This window comes from Kitasatospora sp. NPDC094015, from assembly GCF_040304075.1.
GTDB lineage: Bacteria > Actinomycetota > Actinomycetes > Streptomycetales > Streptomycetaceae > Kitasatospora.
Genome location: NZ_JBEOUL010000040.1, coordinates 1 through 19,950, shown reverse-complemented (window position 1 = coordinate 19,950; position 19,950 = coordinate 1). Strand labels below are relative to the sequence as shown.

The 19,950-nt window shown below is 75.2% G+C and carries 14 protein-coding genes; 11 read left to right on the top strand and 3 right to left on the bottom strand.

Translation table 11 applies throughout. From position 1 onward, the window contains the following. Positions 1 to 97 precede the first annotated feature (97 nt). From infB to ABT014_RS30785, 7 genes are all read left to right on the top strand, one after another. The gene (gene infB / locus ABT014_RS30815) at positions 98 to 3,238 is read left to right on the top strand and encodes a translation initiation factor IF-2 (protein ID WP_350642572.1); all 3,141 of its coding nucleotides are present in this window, start codon (positions 98 to 100) and stop codon (positions 3,236 to 3,238) included. Between the two features lie 135 nt (positions 3,239 to 3,373). Beyond that, a complete protein-coding gene (locus tag ABT014_RS30810) occupies positions 3,374 to 3,670 on the top strand; it encodes a DUF503 domain-containing protein (protein WP_350642571.1) in 297 nt (98 codons plus the stop codon). A 149-nt stretch (positions 3,671 to 3,819) separates the two neighbouring features. Next, complete coding sequence (gene rbfA / locus ABT014_RS30805; RefSeq protein WP_350642570.1) at positions 3,820 to 4,269, top strand: 30S ribosome-binding factor RbfA; 450 nt, start codon at positions 3,820 to 3,822, stop codon at positions 4,267 to 4,269. 2 nt (positions 4,270 to 4,271) lie between these two features. Next, positions 4,272 to 5,363 carry a DHH family phosphoesterase gene (locus ABT014_RS30800; RefSeq protein WP_350642569.1) on the top strand — a complete coding sequence of 364 codons (1,092 nt, stop codon included), beginning with the start codon at positions 4,272 to 4,274 and terminating at the stop codon, positions 5,361 to 5,363. Positions 5,364 to 5,524: 161 nt separating this feature from the next. Next, positions 5,525 to 6,430 (top strand): tRNA pseudouridine(55) synthase TruB, encoded by a 906-nt coding sequence (truB, locus tag ABT014_RS30795; protein WP_350642568.1) that lies wholly within the window; start codon positions 5,525 to 5,527, stop codon positions 6,428 to 6,430. Between the two features lie 268 nt (positions 6,431 to 6,698). Further along, positions 6,699 to 10,178: a serine protease gene (locus ABT014_RS30790; protein ID WP_350642566.1), complete on the top strand. Its 3,480-nt coding sequence runs from the start codon at positions 6,699 to 6,701 to the stop codon at positions 10,176 to 10,178. A gap of 78 nt (positions 10,179 to 10,256) precedes the next feature. Next, a complete protein-coding gene (locus tag ABT014_RS30785; RefSeq protein WP_350642565.1) occupies positions 10,257 to 11,228 on the top strand; it encodes a bifunctional riboflavin kinase/FAD synthetase in 972 nt (323 codons plus the stop codon). A gap of 75 nt (positions 11,229 to 11,303) precedes the next feature. Here the strand turns inward: ABT014_RS30785 and ABT014_RS30780 are convergent, their stop codons facing one another. The 3 genes from ABT014_RS30780 to eccE all read right to left on the bottom strand — a co-directional run bounded on the left by ABT014_RS30780 (position 11,304) and on the right by eccE (position 15,620). Then, positions 11,304 to 13,418, bottom strand: a complete 2,115-nt coding sequence (locus ABT014_RS30780) for a nucleotide-binding protein (protein WP_350642563.1) — start codon at positions 13,416 to 13,418, stop codon at positions 11,304 to 11,306. A 229-nt stretch (positions 13,419 to 13,647) separates the two neighbouring features. Beyond that, on the bottom strand, positions 13,648 to 14,415 hold the full coding sequence (locus ABT014_RS30775) for a hypothetical protein (protein WP_350642562.1): 768 nt from the start codon (positions 14,413 to 14,415) through the stop codon (positions 13,648 to 13,650). After that, the gene (eccE, locus tag ABT014_RS30770) at positions 14,415 to 15,620 is read right to left on the bottom strand and encodes a type VII secretion protein EccE (protein ID WP_502895131.1); all 1,206 of its coding nucleotides are present in this window, start codon (positions 15,618 to 15,620) and stop codon (positions 14,415 to 14,417) included. The genes ABT014_RS30775 and eccE overlap by 1 nt, the downstream gene beginning before the upstream one ends. A gap of 368 nt (positions 15,621 to 15,988) precedes the next feature. On the opposite strand from eccE, the gene eccB reads away from it, so the two are divergent. The 4 genes from eccB (at position 15,989) to mycP (ending at position 19,821) form a co-directional block, all read left to right on the top strand. Further along, positions 15,989 to 17,566 carry a type VII secretion protein EccB gene (eccB, locus tag ABT014_RS30765; RefSeq protein ID WP_350642558.1) on the top strand — a complete coding sequence of 526 codons (1,578 nt, stop codon included), beginning with the start codon at positions 15,989 to 15,991 and terminating at the stop codon, positions 17,564 to 17,566. 178 nt (positions 17,567 to 17,744) lie between these two features. Further along, a complete protein-coding gene (locus tag ABT014_RS30760; protein ID WP_350642556.1) occupies positions 17,745 to 18,047 on the top strand; it encodes a WXG100 family type VII secretion target in 303 nt (100 codons plus the stop codon). Between the two features lie 82 nt (positions 18,048 to 18,129). After that, complete coding sequence (locus tag ABT014_RS30755) at positions 18,130 to 18,426, top strand: WXG100 family type VII secretion target (RefSeq protein WP_350642554.1); 297 nt, start codon at positions 18,130 to 18,132, stop codon at positions 18,424 to 18,426. Between the two features lie 129 nt (positions 18,427 to 18,555). Continuing rightward, entirely contained in the window at positions 18,556 to 19,821 is a 1,266-nt protein-coding gene (gene mycP, locus ABT014_RS30750; RefSeq protein ID WP_350642552.1) for a type VII secretion-associated serine protease mycosin, read from the top strand. Positions 19,822 to 19,950: the final 129 nt, after the last annotated feature.

Genomic DNA, 19,950 nt, shown 5'->3' with positions numbered 1-19,950 from the left:
AGATTGCGATGAGCACTCGATGAGTACGCGATGAGTACGCCCATGAAGTAGCGACAGTCCGGCGGACGACCACCCCGGACTCATAGACAGGAGTGAAGTGGCTAAGGTCCGGGTATATGAACTCGCCAAGGAGCTTGGCTTGGAGAGCAAGGCCGTCATGGCCAAGCTCACCGAGCTCGGCGAGTTCGTCCGTTCGGCGTCCTCGACGATCGAGGCGCCGGTCGTGCGCAAGTTGACTGATGCTCTGGGAGCGACGCCGCCGTCCGGTGGCGCGTCCGCCAAGCCCGGCCCGCGGAAGCCCGCGGCGCCCCAGCCCGCCGCCGGCGCCTCCGCGCCGCGTCCGGGCGCCCCCACCCCCGGCCCGCGGCCCGCCGCGACGCCGGGTCCCCGTCCCACCCCCGCGGCCGCCGCCCCGGCGCCGGCCGCCCCCGCGCGTCCCGCCGGTGCTCCGGCACCCGGCCCGCGCCCGGCCGCCCGTCCGGCCACGCCGGCCCCGGCGGCTCCCGCCGCCCCGGCAGCTCCGGTCGCTCCCGCGGCCGAGTTCTCCTCGCCGGCCCCGGCCGGTGGCGAGGCCGCTCCGGCGGCCCCGGCGGCTCCGGCCGCCCGTCCGGCCGCCGCGCGTCCGGCCAACCCCGCGGCCCGTCCGGGCCCGCGTCCGGCCGGCCCGCGTCCGGGCAACAACCCGTTCACCTCGAGCAACACCGGCATGGCCCGCCCCGGCGCGCCGCGTCCGGCGGGCCCGGGTGGCGGCGACCGTCCGCGTCCCGGTGGCGACCGTCCGGCCCGTCCGGGCCAGGGTGGCGCGCCGGGTGCCGGCGAGCGTCCCCGTCCGACCGGTGACCGTCCGGCCCGTCCGGGCCAGGGTGGCCCCGGTGGCGCCCCGCGTCCCGGTGGCGACCGTCCGCGTCCCGCGGCCGGCCCCGGTGGCGCCCCGCGTCCCGGCGGCGACCGTCCGCGTCCGGACGGCATGCCCCGTCCGGCCGGTCCGCGCCCCGGCGCGCCCAGCCCGTCCGGCATGCCGCGCCCGAACCCGGGCATGATGCCGCAGCGTCCGGCCGGTCCCGGCCCGCGTCCGGGCCCGCGCCCGGGTGGCGGCCCCGGCGCCCGTCCCGGTGCGCCCGGTGGCGGCGGCGCCCGTCCCGGCTTCGCCGGTCGTCCGGCCGGTCCGGGCTCGCGTCCGGCCGGTGGCGGCGGCGGCTTCGGCGGCCCCCGTCCGGGTGGCGGCGGCGGTGGCGGCGGCTTCGGTGGCGGCGGTGGCCGTCCCGGTGGCTTCGGCGGCCGTCCCGGCGGCCCGGGTGCCCGTGGTGGCACGCAGGGTGCCTTCGGCCGTGGCCCCGGTGGCCGTCCGGCCCGTGGTCGCAAGTCGAAGCGGGCGAAGCGCCAGGAGTACGAGGCCATGCAGGCCCCGTCCGTCGGTGGCGTGATGCTGCCCCGCGGCAACGGACAGACCGTCCGCCTGTCGCGTGGTGCCTCGCTGACGGACTTCGCGGAGAAGATCAACGCCAACCCGGCGGCGCTCGTCTCGGTGATGTTCAACCTCGGTGAGATGGTGACCGCGACCCAGTCGGTCTCCGACGCGACCCTCGAGATGCTGGCCCAGGAGATGGGCTTCATCCTGGAGATCGTCAGCCGGGACGACGAGGACCGCGAGCTGCTCGAGTCGTTCGACATCGACTTCGGTGCCGACGAGGGCGACGAGGACATGCTGGAGGCGCGCCCGCCGGTCGTCACCGTCATGGGTCACGTCGACCACGGTAAGACCCGCCTGCTGGACGCCATCCGCAAGACCAACGTGGTGGCCGGCGAGGCCGGTGGCATCACCCAGCACATCGGTGCCTACCAGGTGACGGCGACGGTGAACGGCGAAGAGCGTCCGATCACCTTCCTCGACACCCCCGGTCACGAGGCGTTCTCCGCCATGCGTGCCCGTGGTGCCAAGTCCACCGACATCGCGATCCTGGTGGTCGCGGCCAACGACGGTGTCATGCCGCAGACGGTCGAGGCGCTCAACCACGCCAAGGCCGCGGGTGTGCCGATCGTGGTCGCCGTCAACAAGATCGACGTCGAGGGCGCCGACCCGACCAAGGTCCGCGGTCAGCTGACCGAGTTCGGTCTGGTGGCCGAGGAGTACGGCGGCGACACCATGTTCGTCGACATCTCCGCGCGCCAGGGTCTGAACATCGACCAGCTGCTGGAGGCGGTCGTGCTGACCGCCGACGCCTCGCTCGACCTGCGGGCCAACCCGGAGCAGGACGCGCAGGGCATCGCGATCGAGGCCCACCTCGACAAGGGCCGCGGCGCCATGGCGACCCTGCTGGTCCAGCGCGGTACCCTCCGCGTCGGTGACTCGATCGTGGTCGGCGACGCCTACGGCCGCGTCCGCGCCATGCTCGACGAGAACGGCAACAGCCTCGCCGAGGCGGGCCCGTCCCGTCCGGTGCTGCTGCTCGGTCTCACCTCGGTGCCCCGCGCCGGCGACAGCTTCATCGTCGTCGACGAGGACCGCACGGCCCGCCAGATCGCCGAGAAGCGTGCCGCTCGCGACCGCAACGCGTCCTTCGCGCAGCGCCGCGTCCGGGTCTCGCTCGAAGGCTTCGAGGCGGCCCTGGCGGCCGGCAGCATCGAGAAGCTCAACCTCATCATCAAGGGTGACGTCTCCGGTTCGGTGGAAGCCCTCGAGGACGCCCTCGTCAAGCTGGACGTGGGCGAGGAGGTCGAGCTCCGGATCCTGCACCGCGGTGTGGGTGCCATCACCGAGTCCGACGTGGACCTGGCGATGGGCTCGGACGCCATCATCATCGGCTTCAACGTGCGCGCCGAGGGGCGTGCCCGTACCGCGGCCGAGCGCGAAGGCGTCGACATCCGGTACTACTCGGTCATCTACCAGGCGATCGAGGAGATCGAGGCGGCCCTCAAGGGCATGCTCAAGCCGGAGTACGAGGAGGTGCGCCTCGGTTCCGCGGAGATCCGCGAGGTGTTCCGTTCCTCCAAGTTCGGCAACATCGCCGGTGTGCTCGTCCGCGAGGGCATCATCCGACGCAACACCAAGGCCCGCCTGCTGCGCGACGGCAAGGTCGTGGCGGAGAACCTCAACATCGAGGGTCTGCGCCGCTTCAAGGACGACGCGACCGAGGTCCGTGAGGGCTTCGAGGCCGGTGTGACCCTCGGGTCGTTCAACGACATCAAGGTCGAGGACGTCATCGAGACCTACGAGATGCGCGAGAAGCCGCGCTCGTAGCGGGTGCGTACGGGGCCGGTCGACGGGGGGTGAATTCCCGTCGACCGGCCCCGCTCTCGCTGTGTAGGGTCCACGTACGTCCGCCCCTCGTGGGCGGTCCCTACGAGGCCTCCAGGTCGGCGAGACCTGCCTTACATGTTCGTGGGAACACTCACCTTCGACCTGCTCCTGGGCGACGTCCACTCGCTCAAGGAGAAGCGTTCGATCGTGCGGCCGATCGTGGCCGAACTGCAGCGCAAGTACAGCGTGTGCGCTGCCGAGACAGGGAACCAGGAGCTGCACCGCAGGGCCGAGATCGGCCTGGCGGTGGTGTCCGGCGAAGCCGGGTACGTGACCGAGATCCTGGACAGCTGTGAGCGGCTCGTCGCCGGCCGCCCCGAAGTGCAACTGCTCTCCGCCCGGAGACGGTTCCACAACGACGACGATGACTGAGAGCGGCGACGGTGGTGCCCAGGCGCCACCGTCACAGAGCCGAGGACCGAGAGCGCCCACAAGGCTGGGCGCGGGCAGGTACTTTGGGGCATGGGCCCCGCCGGGCGAGTGTTGTCCCGGATACCGAGCCCACCGCACGAGGAGGCAACGTGACCGACACCGCTAGGGCGCGCAAGCTCGCAGACCGCATCCAGGTGGTCGTGGCCGAGACCCTGCAGCGCCGGATCAAGGACCCGCGGCTGGGCTACGTGACCATCACGGACGCCCGGGTCACCGGGGACCTGCGCGAGGCCACCGTCTTCTACACCGTCTACGGGGACGAGACCGAGCGCCAGGCCAGCGCCGCGGCGCTGGAGAGCGCCAAGGGCGTGCTCCGCTCCGAGGTCGGCAAGCAGACCGGGGTGCGCTTCACCCCGACGCTGACCTTCGTGGCCGACGCACTGCCCGACAACGCCAAGAACATCGACGACCTGCTCGACCGGGCGCGTCAGTCCGACGCGGCGGTCCGCACCGTCGCCGCCGGCGCCAGCTACGCCGGGGAATCCGACCCGTACCGGGTGCCGGGCTCCGAGCGTGACGACGCGGACGAGGACGAGTAGTCATGGCGGGCGAGCCGGCAGTGGCCGGCACCACCCCGGGGGCGACCTCCACCAGTACGGTGGAGGGCGCCCTCGCGGTGCTTCCGGGCCCGCGGGCCGAGGCACCGGGGCTGGAGCACGAGTGGCAGCGGGCGGTGGCGGCGATCGGCCGCGCCTCGGTGATCGACCTGATCTGCCACATCAACCCGGACGGTGACGCGCTCGGCTCCGCCCTGGCGGCCGGCCTCGCGCTGCGCTCGCTCGGCCACCGGGTCCGGGTGTCCTTCGGCGACGACCCGCAGGTGATCCCGGAGTCGCTGTCCTTCCTGCCCGGCCAGGAGCTGCTGGTGCCCGCCGCCGAGGTGCCCGAGGTGCCGGAGCTGGTGCTCTGCTTCGACGTGGCCGCCGAGAGCCGGCTCGGGCTGCTGCACGCCAAGGCCTTCGCCGCCCCGGTGCTGGTGGTCATCGACCACCACGCCTCCAACCCCGGCTTCGGCACCCACCGGCTGATCGACCCGACCGCCCCCGCCACCGCGGTGCTGGTCGACGAGCTGCTGCGCCGCCTCGGCGTGCCGCTCGACCAGCAGCTGGCGACCTGCCTGTACACCGGCGTGGCCACCGACACCGGCTCCTTCCGCTACGCCGCCACCACGCCCGCCACCCACGAGCTGGCCGGCCGGCTGCTGGCCACCGGCATCCGCCACGACGAGATCTCCCGGCAGCTGTGGGACACCTCGTCCTTCGGCTACCTCAAGGTGCTCGGCGCCGCGCTCGACCGGGCCCGCTACGAGCCCGAGCAGGCCGGCGGCCGCGGGCTGGTGTGGACCTGGGTGCCGTACCAGGACCTGGTGCTGTACGGCGTCACCGTCGAGGAGCTGGAAGGCCTGATCGACGTGCTGCGCCGCCCGGCCGAGGCCGAGGTCGCCCTGGTGCTCAAGCAGGACCCGGACGGCACGCTGCGCGGCTCCAGCCGCTCCCGGGGCACCGTGGACGTGGCCGCGGTCTGCGCCGAGCTGGGCGGTGGCGGGCACGTCTACGCAGCCGGGTTCGCCGCCCGCGAGGACGTGCCGGCCACCATGGACCGCTTCCGGGCGGCGCTCGACCGGCAGGGGTAGCCCTCCTCGGCGCTCCCGCGCCCCCGGATGCCCCGACCCGCCCCGTCCGGTGCCGGGGGTGCTTCCGGCGGCAGCCCGCGCGCCCCGCGCGTCCGCACGCGCCCCCGACCGACCCCGCACGAACCGCCCGTCCCCCGTACCGCCCGTACAGAGAAGAGCCCATGAAGCGCAAGGGAACCGGCCCCGACGGCCTGGTCATCGTCGACAAGCCGGAAGGCATCACCTCGCACGGCGTGGTGGCCAAGCTGCGCTGGCTGGCCGGCACCAGGAAGGTCGGCCACGCCGGCACCCTGGACCCGATGGCCACCGGCGTGCTGGTGATCGGGGTGGAGCGGGCCACCCGGCTGCTCGGGCACCTGATGCTCACCGCCAAGACCTACGAGGCCACCATCCGGCTCGGGCAGACCACCGTCACCGACGACCGGGAGGGCGAGGTGACCGCCTCCGCCCCGGCCGGGGAGGTCACCGCCGAGGCCGTCGATGCCGGGATCGCCGCGCTCACCGGCGAGATCATGCAGGTGCCGTCCAAGGTCAGCGCCATCAAGATCGACGGCAAGCGCTCCTACGCCCGGGTGCGCGAGGGCGAGGACTTCGAGCTGGCCGCCCGGCCGACCACCGTGCACTCCTTCACCGTGCACGAGCGCCGCCCCGCCGTCGCCGAGGACGGCACCCCCGTGCTCGACCTGGACGTCACCGTCGAGTGCTCCTCCGGCACCTACATCCGGGCGCTCGCCCGCGACCTGGGCGAGGCGCTCGGCGTAGGCGGCCACCTGACCGCGCTGCGGCGCACCAGGGTCGGCCCGTACGGCGTGGAGTCCGCCCGCACGCTGGAGCAGCTGGAGGAGAAGCTGGAGGTGCTGCCGATCGCCGAGGCGGCCGCCGCGGCCTTCCCGCGCTGGGACATCGACGCCGAGCAGGCCCGGCTGCTCTCCAACGGGATGAAGCTCAAGGCCCCGGGCCTGGACGTGCCGGGCCCGATCGCGGTCTTCGACCCGGACGGGCGCTTCCTGGCCCTGGTGGAGGAGCACGGAGCGACCGCCCGGCCGGTCGCCGTCTTCGTGGGCTGACCGTCCGGCCGGTCGCCGTGCTCATCGGCCGACCACCCCGTCGAGGCCGCCGTCCGGATCCCGGGCGGCGGCCTTCCGCCTGTCCGCAGCCCCCGCCACCCGCCCGTTTTCACCCCCACGAGGGAGCGCGCGAGGTGAAACACCGTGGTGAACGGCGTGGGCGCGGTGGTGCGCCCGCCGCGCGGGGCAGGCTCCCCGCGGCGGTTACGGCAGCCACGGCGGGCCCGGTGCGGCGCCCGACCGGCCGGTGCGGGAGGCGGAAACGGGGATGGCCGGAAGGTGTTCCGGTGCGGCGGCGGATCCGGCGCAGGCACTGCTGCTGGTCCGGGATCCGGACGGACGGCTGCGCGGGCTCGGGTTCCTCGCGGACCGCCAGGGCACCGTGGTCACCGCCCACGAGACCGTGGCCGGCCTCGACCGGGTGGTGCTGCACACCCCCGGCGGCCAGAGCCGGGTGCTCGGCGCGGACAGCATCGATCCGCTGCCCGACCACGCCCTGGCGCTGCTGCGGACGGAGTCGGTGGGCGGCCTGCCCGGCCCGGCACTGCCGATCGCGGCCCGCGCGGGGGAGTGGCCGGTGCTGGTGGTCCGGGACGGCGGGAGCCCGCCGCTGCCGGGCGGGGTGCTCGGCCGGGCCGCCGCCGGCTACCCCTGGGAGGAGCACTTCCTGACCGTGCCCGGGGCCCTGCTGCTCCAGCCGGACCGCCCCGGTGCCCCGCCCCCGCTCGCCGGCGCGCCGGTGCTGGACGCCGAGACCGGCGCCGTGCTCGGCGTGGTCGCGCCCGGCCTGCGGACCAGCCGCCCCGGTGTCCTGGTGGCCGCCCCGCTGGGCCCGGCCGGCCACCCCGCGGGGCCGCCGGCCGGGCTGCTCGCCGAGCTGCTGGAGCGCAACGCGGCGCAGGTGCCGGCCTTCGGGCGGGCGCTCAACCTGGCCGGGCTGCTCCAGCTCGGGTCCGTCCAGCTCGGCACGGCGACCGCCGGGCCCGGGCGGATCGCGGCGCTCGCGGCGGACCGGGTCGACCGCTGCGACGGGATCTGCGGGGAGGAGCCCCAGCTGCCCGTCACCGTCCTGCTCGGCGCCCCGGGCAGCGGGCGGACCACCGAACTGGCCGCCCTCGTGGTGCGGCGGACCGGCGGCCCCCGGCCGCTGCCCACGCTCTGGCTGCGCGGCGCCGACCTGGACCGGGCGGACGGGTCGCCGGCCGCTCCGGTCGCCCGCGCGCTGGCCCGGGCCGCCGGGTTGCTCGGGGTGCCCGCGCCGGATCCCGACGAGGCGGCCCGGATCGCCGCGCGGGCCGGGCGTCCGCTGCTGGTGGTGCTGGACGCGCCGGAGGAGGCGCCGGACACCCCGCCGCCCGGCTGGCTGGCGGCCGGCGCCGAATGGCTCGCCGACACCGGCGCCCGGCTGCTGACCGCCGCCGGCCCGGACGGCTGGGAGCGGCTGGCCGCCGGCCGCTCCGGGGCCCGGGTGCACTGGCTCGGCCCGCTGCCCGCCGACGCCGCGGCCCGCGCCGCCCGCCGCTACGGCGTGCCGGCCGACCGGCTGGGCCCGGCCGAGGCGGTCCACCCGCTGGCGGTCCGGCTGGCGGGGGAGCTGGCCGCGGCCGGGGTGGCGGGCCCGGTGCCGGGGCGGGACGACCTGTTCGCCGCCCACCTGGACCTGCAGTGCCTGCGGGTGGCCCGCCGGCTCGCCGCCGGGGCCCGGGCGCGGCGCTCCGGGGCGCACCGCCGGGGCGCCCCACCACCGGCCGGGGAGGACACCGGACGGGTCCGGCGGCTGGCCGCGGTGGTGGCCGGCCGGGTGCACGAGGCGGCCCGGACGATGCTCGGCACCGGCCACGGCGGGCTGGCCGCCGAGGAGTTCGACCGGCTGTTCCCGACGGCGGGCGGCTGGAGCGCGGCCGTCCTGTCCGAGGGGCTGTTCGTGCCGGCCGGCCCGGGTTTCCGGATGCCGCACGAGGAGGTGTCCGACTGGCTGCAGAGCCTGCACCTGGACCTGGACGGCGCGCTGCGGCTGCTGCTCGCCGACGGAGCTCCGCACGAGCCGGCGGACGCGCACCAGCCCGCCGATCGGGACCAGCCTGCAGACCGGCACGAGCCCGCCGACCGGCACGAGCCCGCCGACCCGCACCAGCCGCCCGACGCGGACGGCCCGGCCGACGGCAGCCCCGGCCCGGCGTCGCACGGCGTCCCCCGGCACCGGATCGGTCCGGTGGCGGCGGCGCTCGGCCGGCTGGCCGCCACCGACGGGGCGCCGGCCCTGGACGCCTGGCTGCACCGCCTGAGACAGGCCCTGGAGGCCGCCGAGCCCGGCAGCGAGCGCGACTGGTGGGCCGGGCGCCTGCTCGCCGAGGTGCTCCCGGCCAGCCCCGAACCCGCGGTCCACCTGGCCCTGCTCGACCTGCTCGCCGAACGGGCCCCCCGGGACCCGCGGTTCGGGCCCGCCTTCTGGTCGGCGCTGGCCCTCGCCCCGCCCGAGCGGCTGGCGCTGATCGGCCGCCTGGTCCGGGCGGACGGCCCCGGGCAGCCCTTCGCCACCGTCGCCGCCGAGCTGCTGATGGCGTCCCCGCGCACGGTGATCCCGCTGCTCTGCGCCTGGTTCGAGGGCTCCGGGCCGGCCGCCGACCTCGCCGCCGAGCTGCTCCTCGCCCACCGCCGCCTCGCGCTGGACGACCTGACGGAGGCTCTGGTGGCGGCCGCGCACCCCAGGGCCGACGTGCTGCTCGGCCGGCTCGCCGCCGAGGAGCCGTCCGCGCTCTGCCGGGCGGTCGACCGCTGGAGCCACGACCCGCGCCCGGAGCGGCACGTCGCCGCCGCGGTGCACGCGCTGCGCACCGCGCCGCACGCGAGCGGCTCGGGGCAGCGGCTGCTGCGGCACACCGCCCGGGTGCTGCTGGCCCGGGAGGAGGAGCCGGCGCTGCACGGGGCCGCGCTGGCCCTGCTGGTCCAGGACGAGGTGACCCGGGCCGAGGTGCTGGCCGGGGCGCTGGCGGCGTACCGGGCCGACGACCCGTTCGTCACGGCGCCGGTGCTGGCGGGGGCGCTGGCGGAGCGTCCCGAGGCGGTGCTGACGGCCTTTCGGGAGCGGCTGGGCAGGCCGGGGGCGGCGACGGGGCCCGCGCTGCGGGTGCTGGCCGAGGCGGCCGAGCCCGCGGTGGCCCGCCAGGGCATGCTGCTGGTCGCCGAGCTGCTCCGGGACCGGCCGGGCCGGGCCGGGCTGCTGGCCGACTACCTGGACGGGCTGCTGGCGCGCGGCCGGGACGTCCGGCCGCTGGTGGCCGAGGTGATCACCGCCCCGCCCGCCGCCCGGCGGGCCCTGGCCCTGCTGCTCGCGGTGCCCGCGGACCAGGAGCGCGGGCGCCTGCTGGACGCCCTGCTGGCCGCCGAGCGGGACCAGCAGGTGCTCACCGCGGTGCTGGAGGCCCTGGTGGAGCGGGCCGGCGAGTACCGGCCGGGGCGGCTGCGGGAGCTGGTCCGGCGGATCGGTGGCCGCTGGTCCGGGGCGGACGCGCTGCTGGTGCGCTGCGCGGGTCGCTCGGCCGCCTTCGCGCTGCTGCTGGCCGAGTGGCCGGCGGCGGAGCCACCGCCGCCCGGCGGCCCGCTGCTGGCCCGGATGCGGGCGCTGGCGGCGGCCGGGCGCGACCCGCAGTACGCCGCGGCCCAGGCGGAGCGCGGCGGCCCGCTCCCGGCGCCGCGCTCAGCGGCCGTTCCGGTGCCGAAGCCGGGACGGGCGCATGGCACGCTATAGGGGATCAGGTTTGGGTGTTCGAGTGCGCCGGGCGTGCAAGGCACGGCGACCACGGCAGAGGAACAAGGAGCGGTCAGGGTGCAGCGCTGGCGTGGCCTGGAGGAGATCCCCGGGGACTGGGGGCGCAGCGTCGTCACCATCGGATCGTTCGACGGTGTGCACCGCGGGCATCAGCTGATCATCAGCCGGGTGGTGGAGCGCGCCCGCGAGCTGGGCGTCCGGTCGGTGGTGGTGACCTTCGACCCGCACCCCAGCGAGGTGGTCCGGCCGGGCAGTCACCCGCCGCTGCTGGCACCGCAGCCCCGCCGCGCGGAGCTGATCGAGGAGCTCGGGGTGGACGCGGTGCTGGTGCTGCCGTTCACCCTGGAGTTCTCGAAGGAGTCGCCGGAATTCTTCGTCCAGCAGGTGCTGGTGGACGCGCTGCACGCCCGGCTGGTGGTGGAGGGGCCGAACTTCCGCTTCGGTCACCGGGCCGCCGGCAACGTGGAGCTGCTCGCCGAGCTCGGCCGGGCGGACGACTTCGAGGTCGAGGTGGTGGACCTCCAGGTGCGCGGCGCGGCCGGGGGCGGTGAGCCGTTCTCGTCCACCCTGACCCGCCGCCTGGTGGCCGCCGGTGACCTGGTCGGCGCCGCCGAGGTGCTCGGCCGGCCGCACCGGGTGGAGGGCGTCGTGGTGCGCGGGGCGCAGCGCGGCCGCGAGCTCGGCTACCCGACCGCCAACGTCGACACCGTCCCGCACAGCGCCGTCCCCGGGGACGGCGTGTACGCGGGCTGGCTGGTGACCGACGGACCCCTGCTGCCGGACGGCGGCCAGGGCGGCCGGATGCCGGCGGCGATCTCGGTCGGCACCAACCCGACCTTCGACGGCACCGCGCGCACCGTCGAGGCGTACGCCATCGACCGGGTCGGGCTGGACCTCTACGGCCTGCACGTCGCGGTGGAGTTCCTCACCTACCTGCGCGGGATGGAGAAGTTCGACTCGATCGACGCGCTGCTGGAGCGGATGGCCGACGACGTGAAGCGTGCCCGCGAGCTGACCGAGGCGCCCTGACCCCGGCTCAGGACGCACGAAGGCCTCGGCCCGCCGGACGGATCGTCCGGCGGGCCGAGGCCTTCGTGGCTGCCGCTACTGCTGCTGCGGGTAGCCGTACCCGGGCGGGGGCGGCTGTTGGCCCTGGTCCTGCGGCGGCGGGTACCCGTAGCCGGGCTGGCCGGGGCGGCCCTGCTGGAGCCACTCCTGCGGCGGCTGCTGGGACCCCTGCTGCGGGTGGCCCTGCTGCTGCGGGTAGCCCGGCGGCGGGGCCTGGCCGGGCTGCGGCGCCCACGGCGCGCCGGGGGCCGGGGCGCCGGGGTAGCCGCCCTGCTGGGGGTAGCCCTGCTGCTGCGGGTACCCGGGCGGGGGCTGCTGCTGCGGGTAGCCCTGCTGGGGGTAGCCCTGGGCCTGCCAGCCGCTGCCCTGCTGGGCCCGCGCGATGTCCTCGCCGACCAGGGTGGCCAGCTCGAAGTAGGCGTCCCGGACCTTCGGCCGCATCATCTGCAGGTTGACCTCGGCGCCGGCCGCCAGGCTCTCGTCGAAGGGCACCACCACGACGCCGCGGCAGCGGGTCTGGAAGTGCGCGACGATGTCCTCGATCTTGATCATCTTGCTGGTCTCGCGGACCCCGGAGACCACCGTGATGCTGCGCTGCACCAGGTCCGCGTAGCCGTGCGCGGACAGCCAGTCCAGCGTGGTGGAGGCGCTGCTGGCACCGTCCACGCTTGGGGTGGCGACCACGATCAGCTGGTCGGCGAGGTCGAGCACCCCGCGCATCGCGCTGTACAGCAGGCCGGTGCCGGAGTCGGTCAGGATGATCGGGTAGTGCTGGCCGAGCACCTCGATGACCTGGCGGTAGTCCGAGTCGTCGAAGGTGGTGGAGACCGCCGGGTCCACGTCGTTGGCGACGATCTCCAGGCCGGAGTTGAGGTCCTGCGAGGTGAACTGCCGGACGTCCATGTAGCTGCGCAGGTGCGGGATGGCCGTCACCAGGTCGCGGATGGTCGCGCCGGTCTGGCGCTTGATCCGGCGGCCGAGCGTGCCGGCGTCCGGGTTGGCGTCGATCGCCACCACCTTGTCCTGCCGCTCGCTGGCCAGGGTGGCCCCGAGCGAGGTGGTGGTGGTGGTCTTGCCGACGCCGCCCTTGAGGCTGATCACCGCGATCCGGTAGCAGGTCATCACCGGGGTGCGGATCAGCTCCAGCTTGCGCGCCCGGTCGGCCTGGGCCGCCTTGCCGCCGAACTGGAACCGCGGCTGCTGCCGCTGCGCCTTCGGCTGGCCGCGCAGCAGCCGGTCCGAGGAGAGCTCGACCGCGGCGGTGTAGCCGAGCGCCGCGCCGTGCGCGGTCGGCTGCTGGCCGCCGCCCTGGAACGCGGCCGGGGCCTGCGGCATGCCCTGCTGCTGCGGGTATGCCGGCGGCGGCTGCTGCTGGTACTGCGCGGGCTGCGGCCAGCCGCCCTGACGCGGGTCCGCGACCGGGGGCGCCGGCTGCTGCTGGGGCGCCTGCTGCTGCGGCGCCCACGGCTGGCCCTGCTGGGGCTGCCCCTGCTGCGGGACGTGCTGGGGCGGGACCTGCTGCGGGTAGGGCTGGCCCTGCTGGACCGGCGGCACCTGCACCGGCGGCTGCTGGTACGCCTGCGGCGGACCGGCCTGCGCGGCCTGCGCGGCCTGGTCGGGGGTCGGCCAGGCCTGCGGAGGCTGCTGCTGCTGCTGCGGGGCGGGCGCCGGCACCGGAGCGGGCGCCGGCTCTTCGGGCGCGGCCTGCGGCGGCACCGCGGCGGTCGCGGTGGCGGCCGGGGGCTGCTCCGCCACCGCGGGCGCCGGAGCGGGGACGGGCGCGGGGGCCGCGACTGCCTCCGGCGCGAGGGGCGTCGGGGCGACGGGGGCCGGAGCGGGAGCGGTCGGAGCGGGAGCGACCGGGGCCTGGGCGACGGGTTCGGCGGTGACCGGGGCCGGCGTGACGGGGGCCGGCGCGGCCTGCTGCTGCGGCACCGCGACCGGCGGCGCCGCGGCCTGCGGCGGGGCGGCGGCCTGCGGGGCCGGGGCCGGCGCGGGCACCGGAGCCGGGGCGGGAGCGGGGGCCGCGGGCGCACCGTCCGAACTCTGGGTGTACCAGGACGGTGGCGTGTAGTCAGGGGCGTCGGACCAGTCGTCGTCGTCCTCCGCCGCGTTGTCGCCGACGTAGACGCCGTCCCGATCGCTGCTCACTTTGGCTCCCTCGTTTTCGCCGCCGCTGTGCGCGGTACCGTCGGCAACAAGACTAGGACGTGATCCGTGGTCATCAGAAGGCGGTATCCATCTCACCTCGTGCCGGACGGGCCGGGAACGGGCTCCGCGGACGGACCGCACCGGTGCCCGTCCGGCTGGCCAAGCACCCGTGCCGGCCCGCCTGAGGGGGCGGGCCGGCACGGGTCGGGCCGTCGTGCGGGGCGCCGGGTCAGTCCATCCGGCGCGGGGCGCCGAGCACCTGGGCCTCGGCCTCACCCGGGTTGGTCATCACGTACTGCCGGCGCATCCTGGTCGCCCACAGCGTGATGTTGTCGCCGAGCGTCGGCAGCGCCTCGACCTCCGCGGTGCCCAGCGACAGCAGCCGGCCGACCAGGTCGGCCTCCTGCGGGGAGATCCGCTGCAGCCCGACCAGGTCCGCCGCGTTCAGCACCCGGGAGGCGTTCGGACCCAGGTACGGCAGCAGCGTCAGGGTGGTCTGCCACGGCGTGGCGGACAGCCGGCTGCGCGCCGGGCGGGCGCCGAGGTCGCGGACCACCAGCACCGGCGAGGCCACCGAGGCGCCCTGCGCGCCGAGCCGGCCGACCTGGTGCACCGTCACGCACGGCTGCCCGCCGCCCGCCGCCTGCGCCATCGGCGCCCAGGCCTGCGGACGACCGGTCTCCACCGCGACCCGGGCGCCGGTGGCGGCCGCCCGCAGCGCGACGATCTGCGCCGTCCACATGCCGCCGACCAGCACCACCTCGTACGAGGAGGGCCGGAACAGCCCGATCACGGCGGGCTGCTGCTGGGGGTCGACGCCGATCAGCACCCCGTCGTCGCCGACCGGGAACGCCAGCGCCCCCAGGTCCTCGGTGGTCAGGACGTGCTTCTCCCGGCTGGGACCGCGCAGGCCGAAGCCGGGACGGATCCGGGGCGCCGGCGGCTGGTCGGCGCCGGGCTGCGGCGGGGCCTGGGTGGGGTAGTTCTGATAAGCCATCAGGAAGTCCCTCCCAGGGGCAGCGTGGCGAGCAGGCCGGGCGCCTGCTCCAGGTCGAGGCGGGTCAGGCCGACGCCGGCGCTCTGCGCCCGCGACTCCACCAGACGACCGATCTGGGCGACCTCGCTCTCGCTGCGCCCGGTCACCCGGACGTGGCCGCTGATCGCCACCGAGCCGCCCAGCCCGCGACCCGCGGTCAGGCTGAAGGTGCTGGCCAGCGCGGGCGAGCCGGTGACCAGGTTGACCAGGTCGGGGGCGGAGATCCGGCCGGGCGCGCCACCGGGGCGGCTGAGCTGCGGCCACTTGGAGATCCAGTACGTGCTGTGCCAGCGGTCGTCGATCCGCCAGAACTTGCCGCTCTCCTGGGTCCGGCGGGCGCCGAGGCCGCCGCCGCCGGTGCCCTGCCGGCCCGCCACCGCCATCGGGTTGGCGCAGATCGAGATGGCGAGCGCCGCGATCAGCTCGCGCTCGTCCAGCACGGTGGCGGTGAACCCGGCGCTGTTGAGCCGGCCGGCCAGCTGGTCGGTGACCCGCTGGAGCGCCTTGCGGGCGCCCTCCTCGCCGCCGCCGCGGGCCAGCACCGCGTCGGCCGCCTGCTCCGGGTCGAGCTTCAGGGCGACCCAGGTGAGCCGCAGGCCCGGGGTGGTCAGACCGTCCGGCAGCTGGTGGTAGGCGCGGGAGGCGAGCGACTGCTCCGGCAGGTGCGGGGCCGGCGCCGGCTGGGTGTGCTGCACCAGCTGCACCGACTCCAGGTTGATGTCGTCCACCTGGAGGGCCGAGCAGACCACGTCCAGCGGCAGCGGCAGCGCCGTCCGGTGCGGGCGCAGCGGCTGGTCCTTGGCCTGCACCAGCAGCACCGAGGTCAGGAACGTGCCGTCCCCGACCATGCCGGTCTCGCGGCGCATCGGGCGGCCGTCGCCGAGGTCGGTCTCGGTCGCGTGGGTGTAGGTCCGCAGCGCCGGCTCCAGTTCGAGCGCGGGCGCCAGGGCCGGGTCGGTGCCGGGCGGCGGCACGTTGTACTGCGCCTCGCGGCGGCGGGACTTCAGGGCGAGCCGCACCCGGATGCCCTCGCCGGCGGGCCGGCCGGCCAGCGGCAGCAGGGCCACGACCACCAGCAGGACGGCGGGCACCGCGAAGGCGCCCGCCATCATCGGGCTGATCGTCCAGCCGACCGCGACCAGGGCGGCGGCGACCTCGAGCAGCACGAGCTGCTGCAGCCGCAGGCGGCTGGTCAGCAGCCCCGGTCGCGGGTGGACCTTCGGCGTGACCGCGCCGGTCGGCGCGGGAGCCGGCCGGCTCCTCCGGCCGTGGTCACGGTCGCCCGACGTTCGGCCGTGCGATGTGCTGCGTCGCGCAGGAGCGGACTGGCTTGGCATCCCCCGAGTGGCCCTCTCTGATCAGATATCACGGCCCGGTTGGCCGGTCGGCGAACCGTACCCGTACCGTACTCACCGTCTGCTGCCGCATCGTAGAGGGTTGGCCGGGGCACTCGCCCGCCGGGTGGCAGACTCGCGCACTGCGGACGAGTGCTGACGAACGCACAGATGTCGGTCATACAGGGGAGACGACAAGCATGGCATCACGCCGGGACGAGCTGAACGCCTACACCTTCGCACGCAAGCGGATGGTGGGTGCCTTCCTGCAGCCCAGCGGCGGCGGGAACGACGAGGACGCGCCCCGGCCGGTGCGGGCGGTGCTGCCGAGCTTCGTGGTGGCCGCGGTGGCGGTGGCCGGCTTCGGCATGTGGGGTGTGATCAAGCCCGCGGCGCCGGTGAACTGGGACAGCGGCAAATACATCATCCAGGCCAAGGAGTCCACCACCCGGTACGTGGTGCTGAAGGACCCCAAGAACGGCGACATGGTGCTGCACCAGGTGCTCAACATGTCCTCGGCCCGGCTGGTGCTGCCCGCCGGCGCGACCGTGATGCCGGTCGCCGACAGCGTGCTGGACAAGTACAAGAACCGCGGCGCGACCATCGGCATCCCCTACGCGCCGGACCGGCTGCCGAAGGCGGACGACGCGGGCAAGGCCAAGAAGTGGTCGGTCTGCGACCGCCCGGGCAACGCCGACGACGCCCAGGTGGCGATCGGCCAGTCGGTGTTCGTCGCCGCCGGCCAGGAGTCCGAGGAGCTGGCCAAGCCGGGCGAGATGCTCGCCGACGGCGAGGCGCTGTTCGTCCAGGAGCCCGGCCAGCCCGGCAGCAAGTACCTGGTGGACGCCAAGGGCGTGCGTCACGCGGTCGGCCGGGCGGGGGCCACCGACAGCGACCAGACGGCGATGGAGGCGGCGCTGTTCGGCGGCAACTCCAAGCCGCAGCAGGTCACCGCGGAGTGGCTGGCCACGCTGGAGAACGGCAAGGCCGTGACCTTCCCGGTGATCCCGGGCTACGTGACCGGCAAGACCACCCCGTCCTCGGTGCCGGTCTCCGACAAGGCCGAGCGCCGGGTCGGGCGGGTGCTGCAGTTCCAGGACCGGTACTTCGTGGTCGGTGTCGACCAGCTGTACACGGTGACGCCGTTCCAGGCCGAGCTGCTGCTCAACTGGCCGGGCCTGGCGACGGCGTACGACCAGAAGGCGCCGAAGCCGTTCCAGCTCACCCCGGCCGACCACGCGGAGCTGACCCCGCTGATGGACGCGACCCGGATGGCGGCGACGCCGGACATGCCCACCACCAAGATCGAGAAGGCGGCCAACTCCGGGACCGGCAGCGGCTCCCGCTCGGTGATCTGCAGCACCTTCGAGGGCATCGAGAAGAACACCGTCAAGCGCTCGGTCTGGGCCGGCACCTCGTACCCGGCCACGGTCGCCGCCGGCTCGCTCAGCGCGCACGTGACGCCGGGCCACGGGCTGCTCTACCGCGCCGTCGACAACGTCGGCCAGGACAGCTCGGGCAGCGACTTCCTGATCACCGAGACCGGCCTGCGCTACTCCCTGCCGAACAACAACGACGGCCCCACCGGCACCGCCGCCAACCCGTCCGCCTCTGCGGCCGCGGCCCCGCCCGGGGACAAGACCGAGGGCAACGAGGCGCAGGCGCGGCTCGGTTACAAGGACGTGGCGCCGATCCTGGTGCCGGTCGCCTGGTCGAAGCTGGTGCCGGGCGGCGGTGTGCTGAACACCTTCGCGGCCACCCAGCCGCAGAACGCGTGACGAAGCGTCACTCCACGCGTGGGCGTTGTGTCATGGTCTGGTAACTACCCGCCTCCCGGTGTTGGGGGTATTGCGCCGGAGAGCTAAAGTTCTCTGGGACATCACGCCGTGGTGTCCGACGGGTAGACCGTGCCAGGACTATCCGGATGAAGTCTGTTCTCATGGGGGACGGTGGATCATGGCTGGTCAGTTCAGGACGACCGCTGAGGAGATGAACGCGTTCGCCAACCGCATCGGCGAGGTGAACGCGCAGGTGCAGGGTGAGATCGGGAAGCTGAACTCGCTCGTCGACCAGATCGCTTCCGGCTGGCAGGGTGCGGCCGCCGCCGCCTACCAGCAGATGCAGTCGCGGTTCAACGAGGACGCGAACGCGCTGAACAAGGTGCTCGACGAGATCAAGCAGGCGATCGAGGCCACCACGAAGCTCTACGCCGCGACCGAGCAGGACCAGCAGTCCTCGCTGTCCGGCATCGGTGGCTGAGCCCTCCCGGGCGTACCGCATCCCAAGCCATGACCGCGGAGCCCGCGCCGGGCTCTGACGGTCGCATCGACAAGGAGAGACCATGTCCGGGAACAACGGCATTCTCGTCAATTTCTCGACCATCCAGAACGCGAGCTCCGAGGTCCGGCAGACCGCCGCGCGCATCCAGTCGCAGCTCGACGACCTGAAGTCCGGCGTGCAGCGCATCGCGTCCAGCTGGGAGGGCTCGGCCCAGGAGGGCTACCAGGCCCGCCAGGCGCAGTGGGACGCCAAGGCCGCCGACCTCCAGCAGGTGCTCGGCCAGATCGCCACGGCGCTGGACAACGCGGCGCAGAGCTACCAGGCCACCGAGCAGAAGAACGCCTCGGTCTGGAGCTGACGCGCGGTCCCCGGGCCGGGGCCGGGGGACAGCACAGGCTCGACGGTAGGGCGGGCGTCCGGCAGGGCGCCCGCCCTTCGCGCGTCGCACCGGCGCGCACGGCATCGTGTGGAACAGAGGGGTGGACAGGTGTCGTTGGGTACGTACCGCAGGGCGGCCTCGGTGTGCGTGGTGCTGGGAGTGGTCGGCGCGCTCGCCGCCGGGCCCGCCTGCGCGGCACCGTCGGACACCCCGGCGGCCGGCGGGGGCGCGCCGATCTCCATAGCCGCGGCCGGTGACTGCACCTTCCCGTCGCAGGTGGTGGCGAGCACCCCGTGGGCCCTGCAGCGGGTGCTGCTGGACGAACTGTGGAACGCCGGCACCGGTAACGGGGTCTCCGTCGCGGTGATCGACACCGGGGTGGACAACGCCAACCTCCAGCTCAAGGACAAGGTGGTCGACGGCGGTTCGTTGCTCAAGGACCGCCAGACCGGGGCCTCGGACGGCGGCAACGGCTTCTCCGACAAGGTCGGCCACGGCACGAAGGTGGCCGGCATCATCGCCGCCCGGCCGATGAACGGCACCGGCTTCGTCGGCCTGGCGAAGGACGCCACGATCCTGAGCGTCCGGCAGAACGACAGCGACGGCAACGGCGACGTCAGCTCGCTGATCGCGGCGATCGACATCGCGGTCGCCAAGGGCGTCAAGGTCATCAACATCTCGCAGGACGTCCGCGCCACCGGCGAGGAGGGCACCTTCGCCTTCAAGGACGACCTGAAGGCGGCGCTCCAGCGGGCCGAGGCTCAGAAGATCGTGGTGGTGGCCTCCTCGGGCAACGACGGGCACGAGGGCGACACCTTCCCGGCGGCCTTCGACACCGTGCTCGCGGTGGGCGCCTCGGACCGCAACAACGAGCGGGCCCAGTTCTCCCAGTACGGCAAGTTCCTGGACGTGGTCGCGCCCGGGGTGGACATGCTCTCCACCGTGCCGGCCGGCGGCCACTGCGTGGACAACGGCACCAGCTTCTCGACGCCGTACGTGGCGGGCGTCGCCGCGATCCTCAAGGGCATGTACCCGGACTGGACGGCCGCGCAGGTCCGGGCCCGGATCGAGCAGAGCGCCCAGCGCAACGAGCGGGGCTGGAACAAGTTCATCGGCTGGGGCGTGGTCGACCCGGTCAAGGCCGTCCAGGGCGGCGCCCAGCAGGACCCGGTGCCGCACGAGGACGCCGCGGTCAAGCTGGACTCGGCGCCGATCGTGGCGCAGCCGCTGGGACTGGCGGAGACCCAGGCCGACCGGGACCGGCGGACCGGCACCTTCGTGCTGGCGTCCGGCGCGCTCGTGGTCGCGGGCCTGGCGGGCGGTTCGGTGGTGCTGCGGGACTTCCGCCGCCGCCAGCGGGCCCAGCAGGGCTGAACCTCGAACGGCCGGGGGGGGGGGCCCCCCCCCGGGGGGGCGGGGGGGGGGGGGGGGGCGCCGCCGCCCGCCGAGCGGCGCGCGGCGCCGGGGGAGTGCAAAGCCAGGCGGCCCACGCCGCGGGGGGCC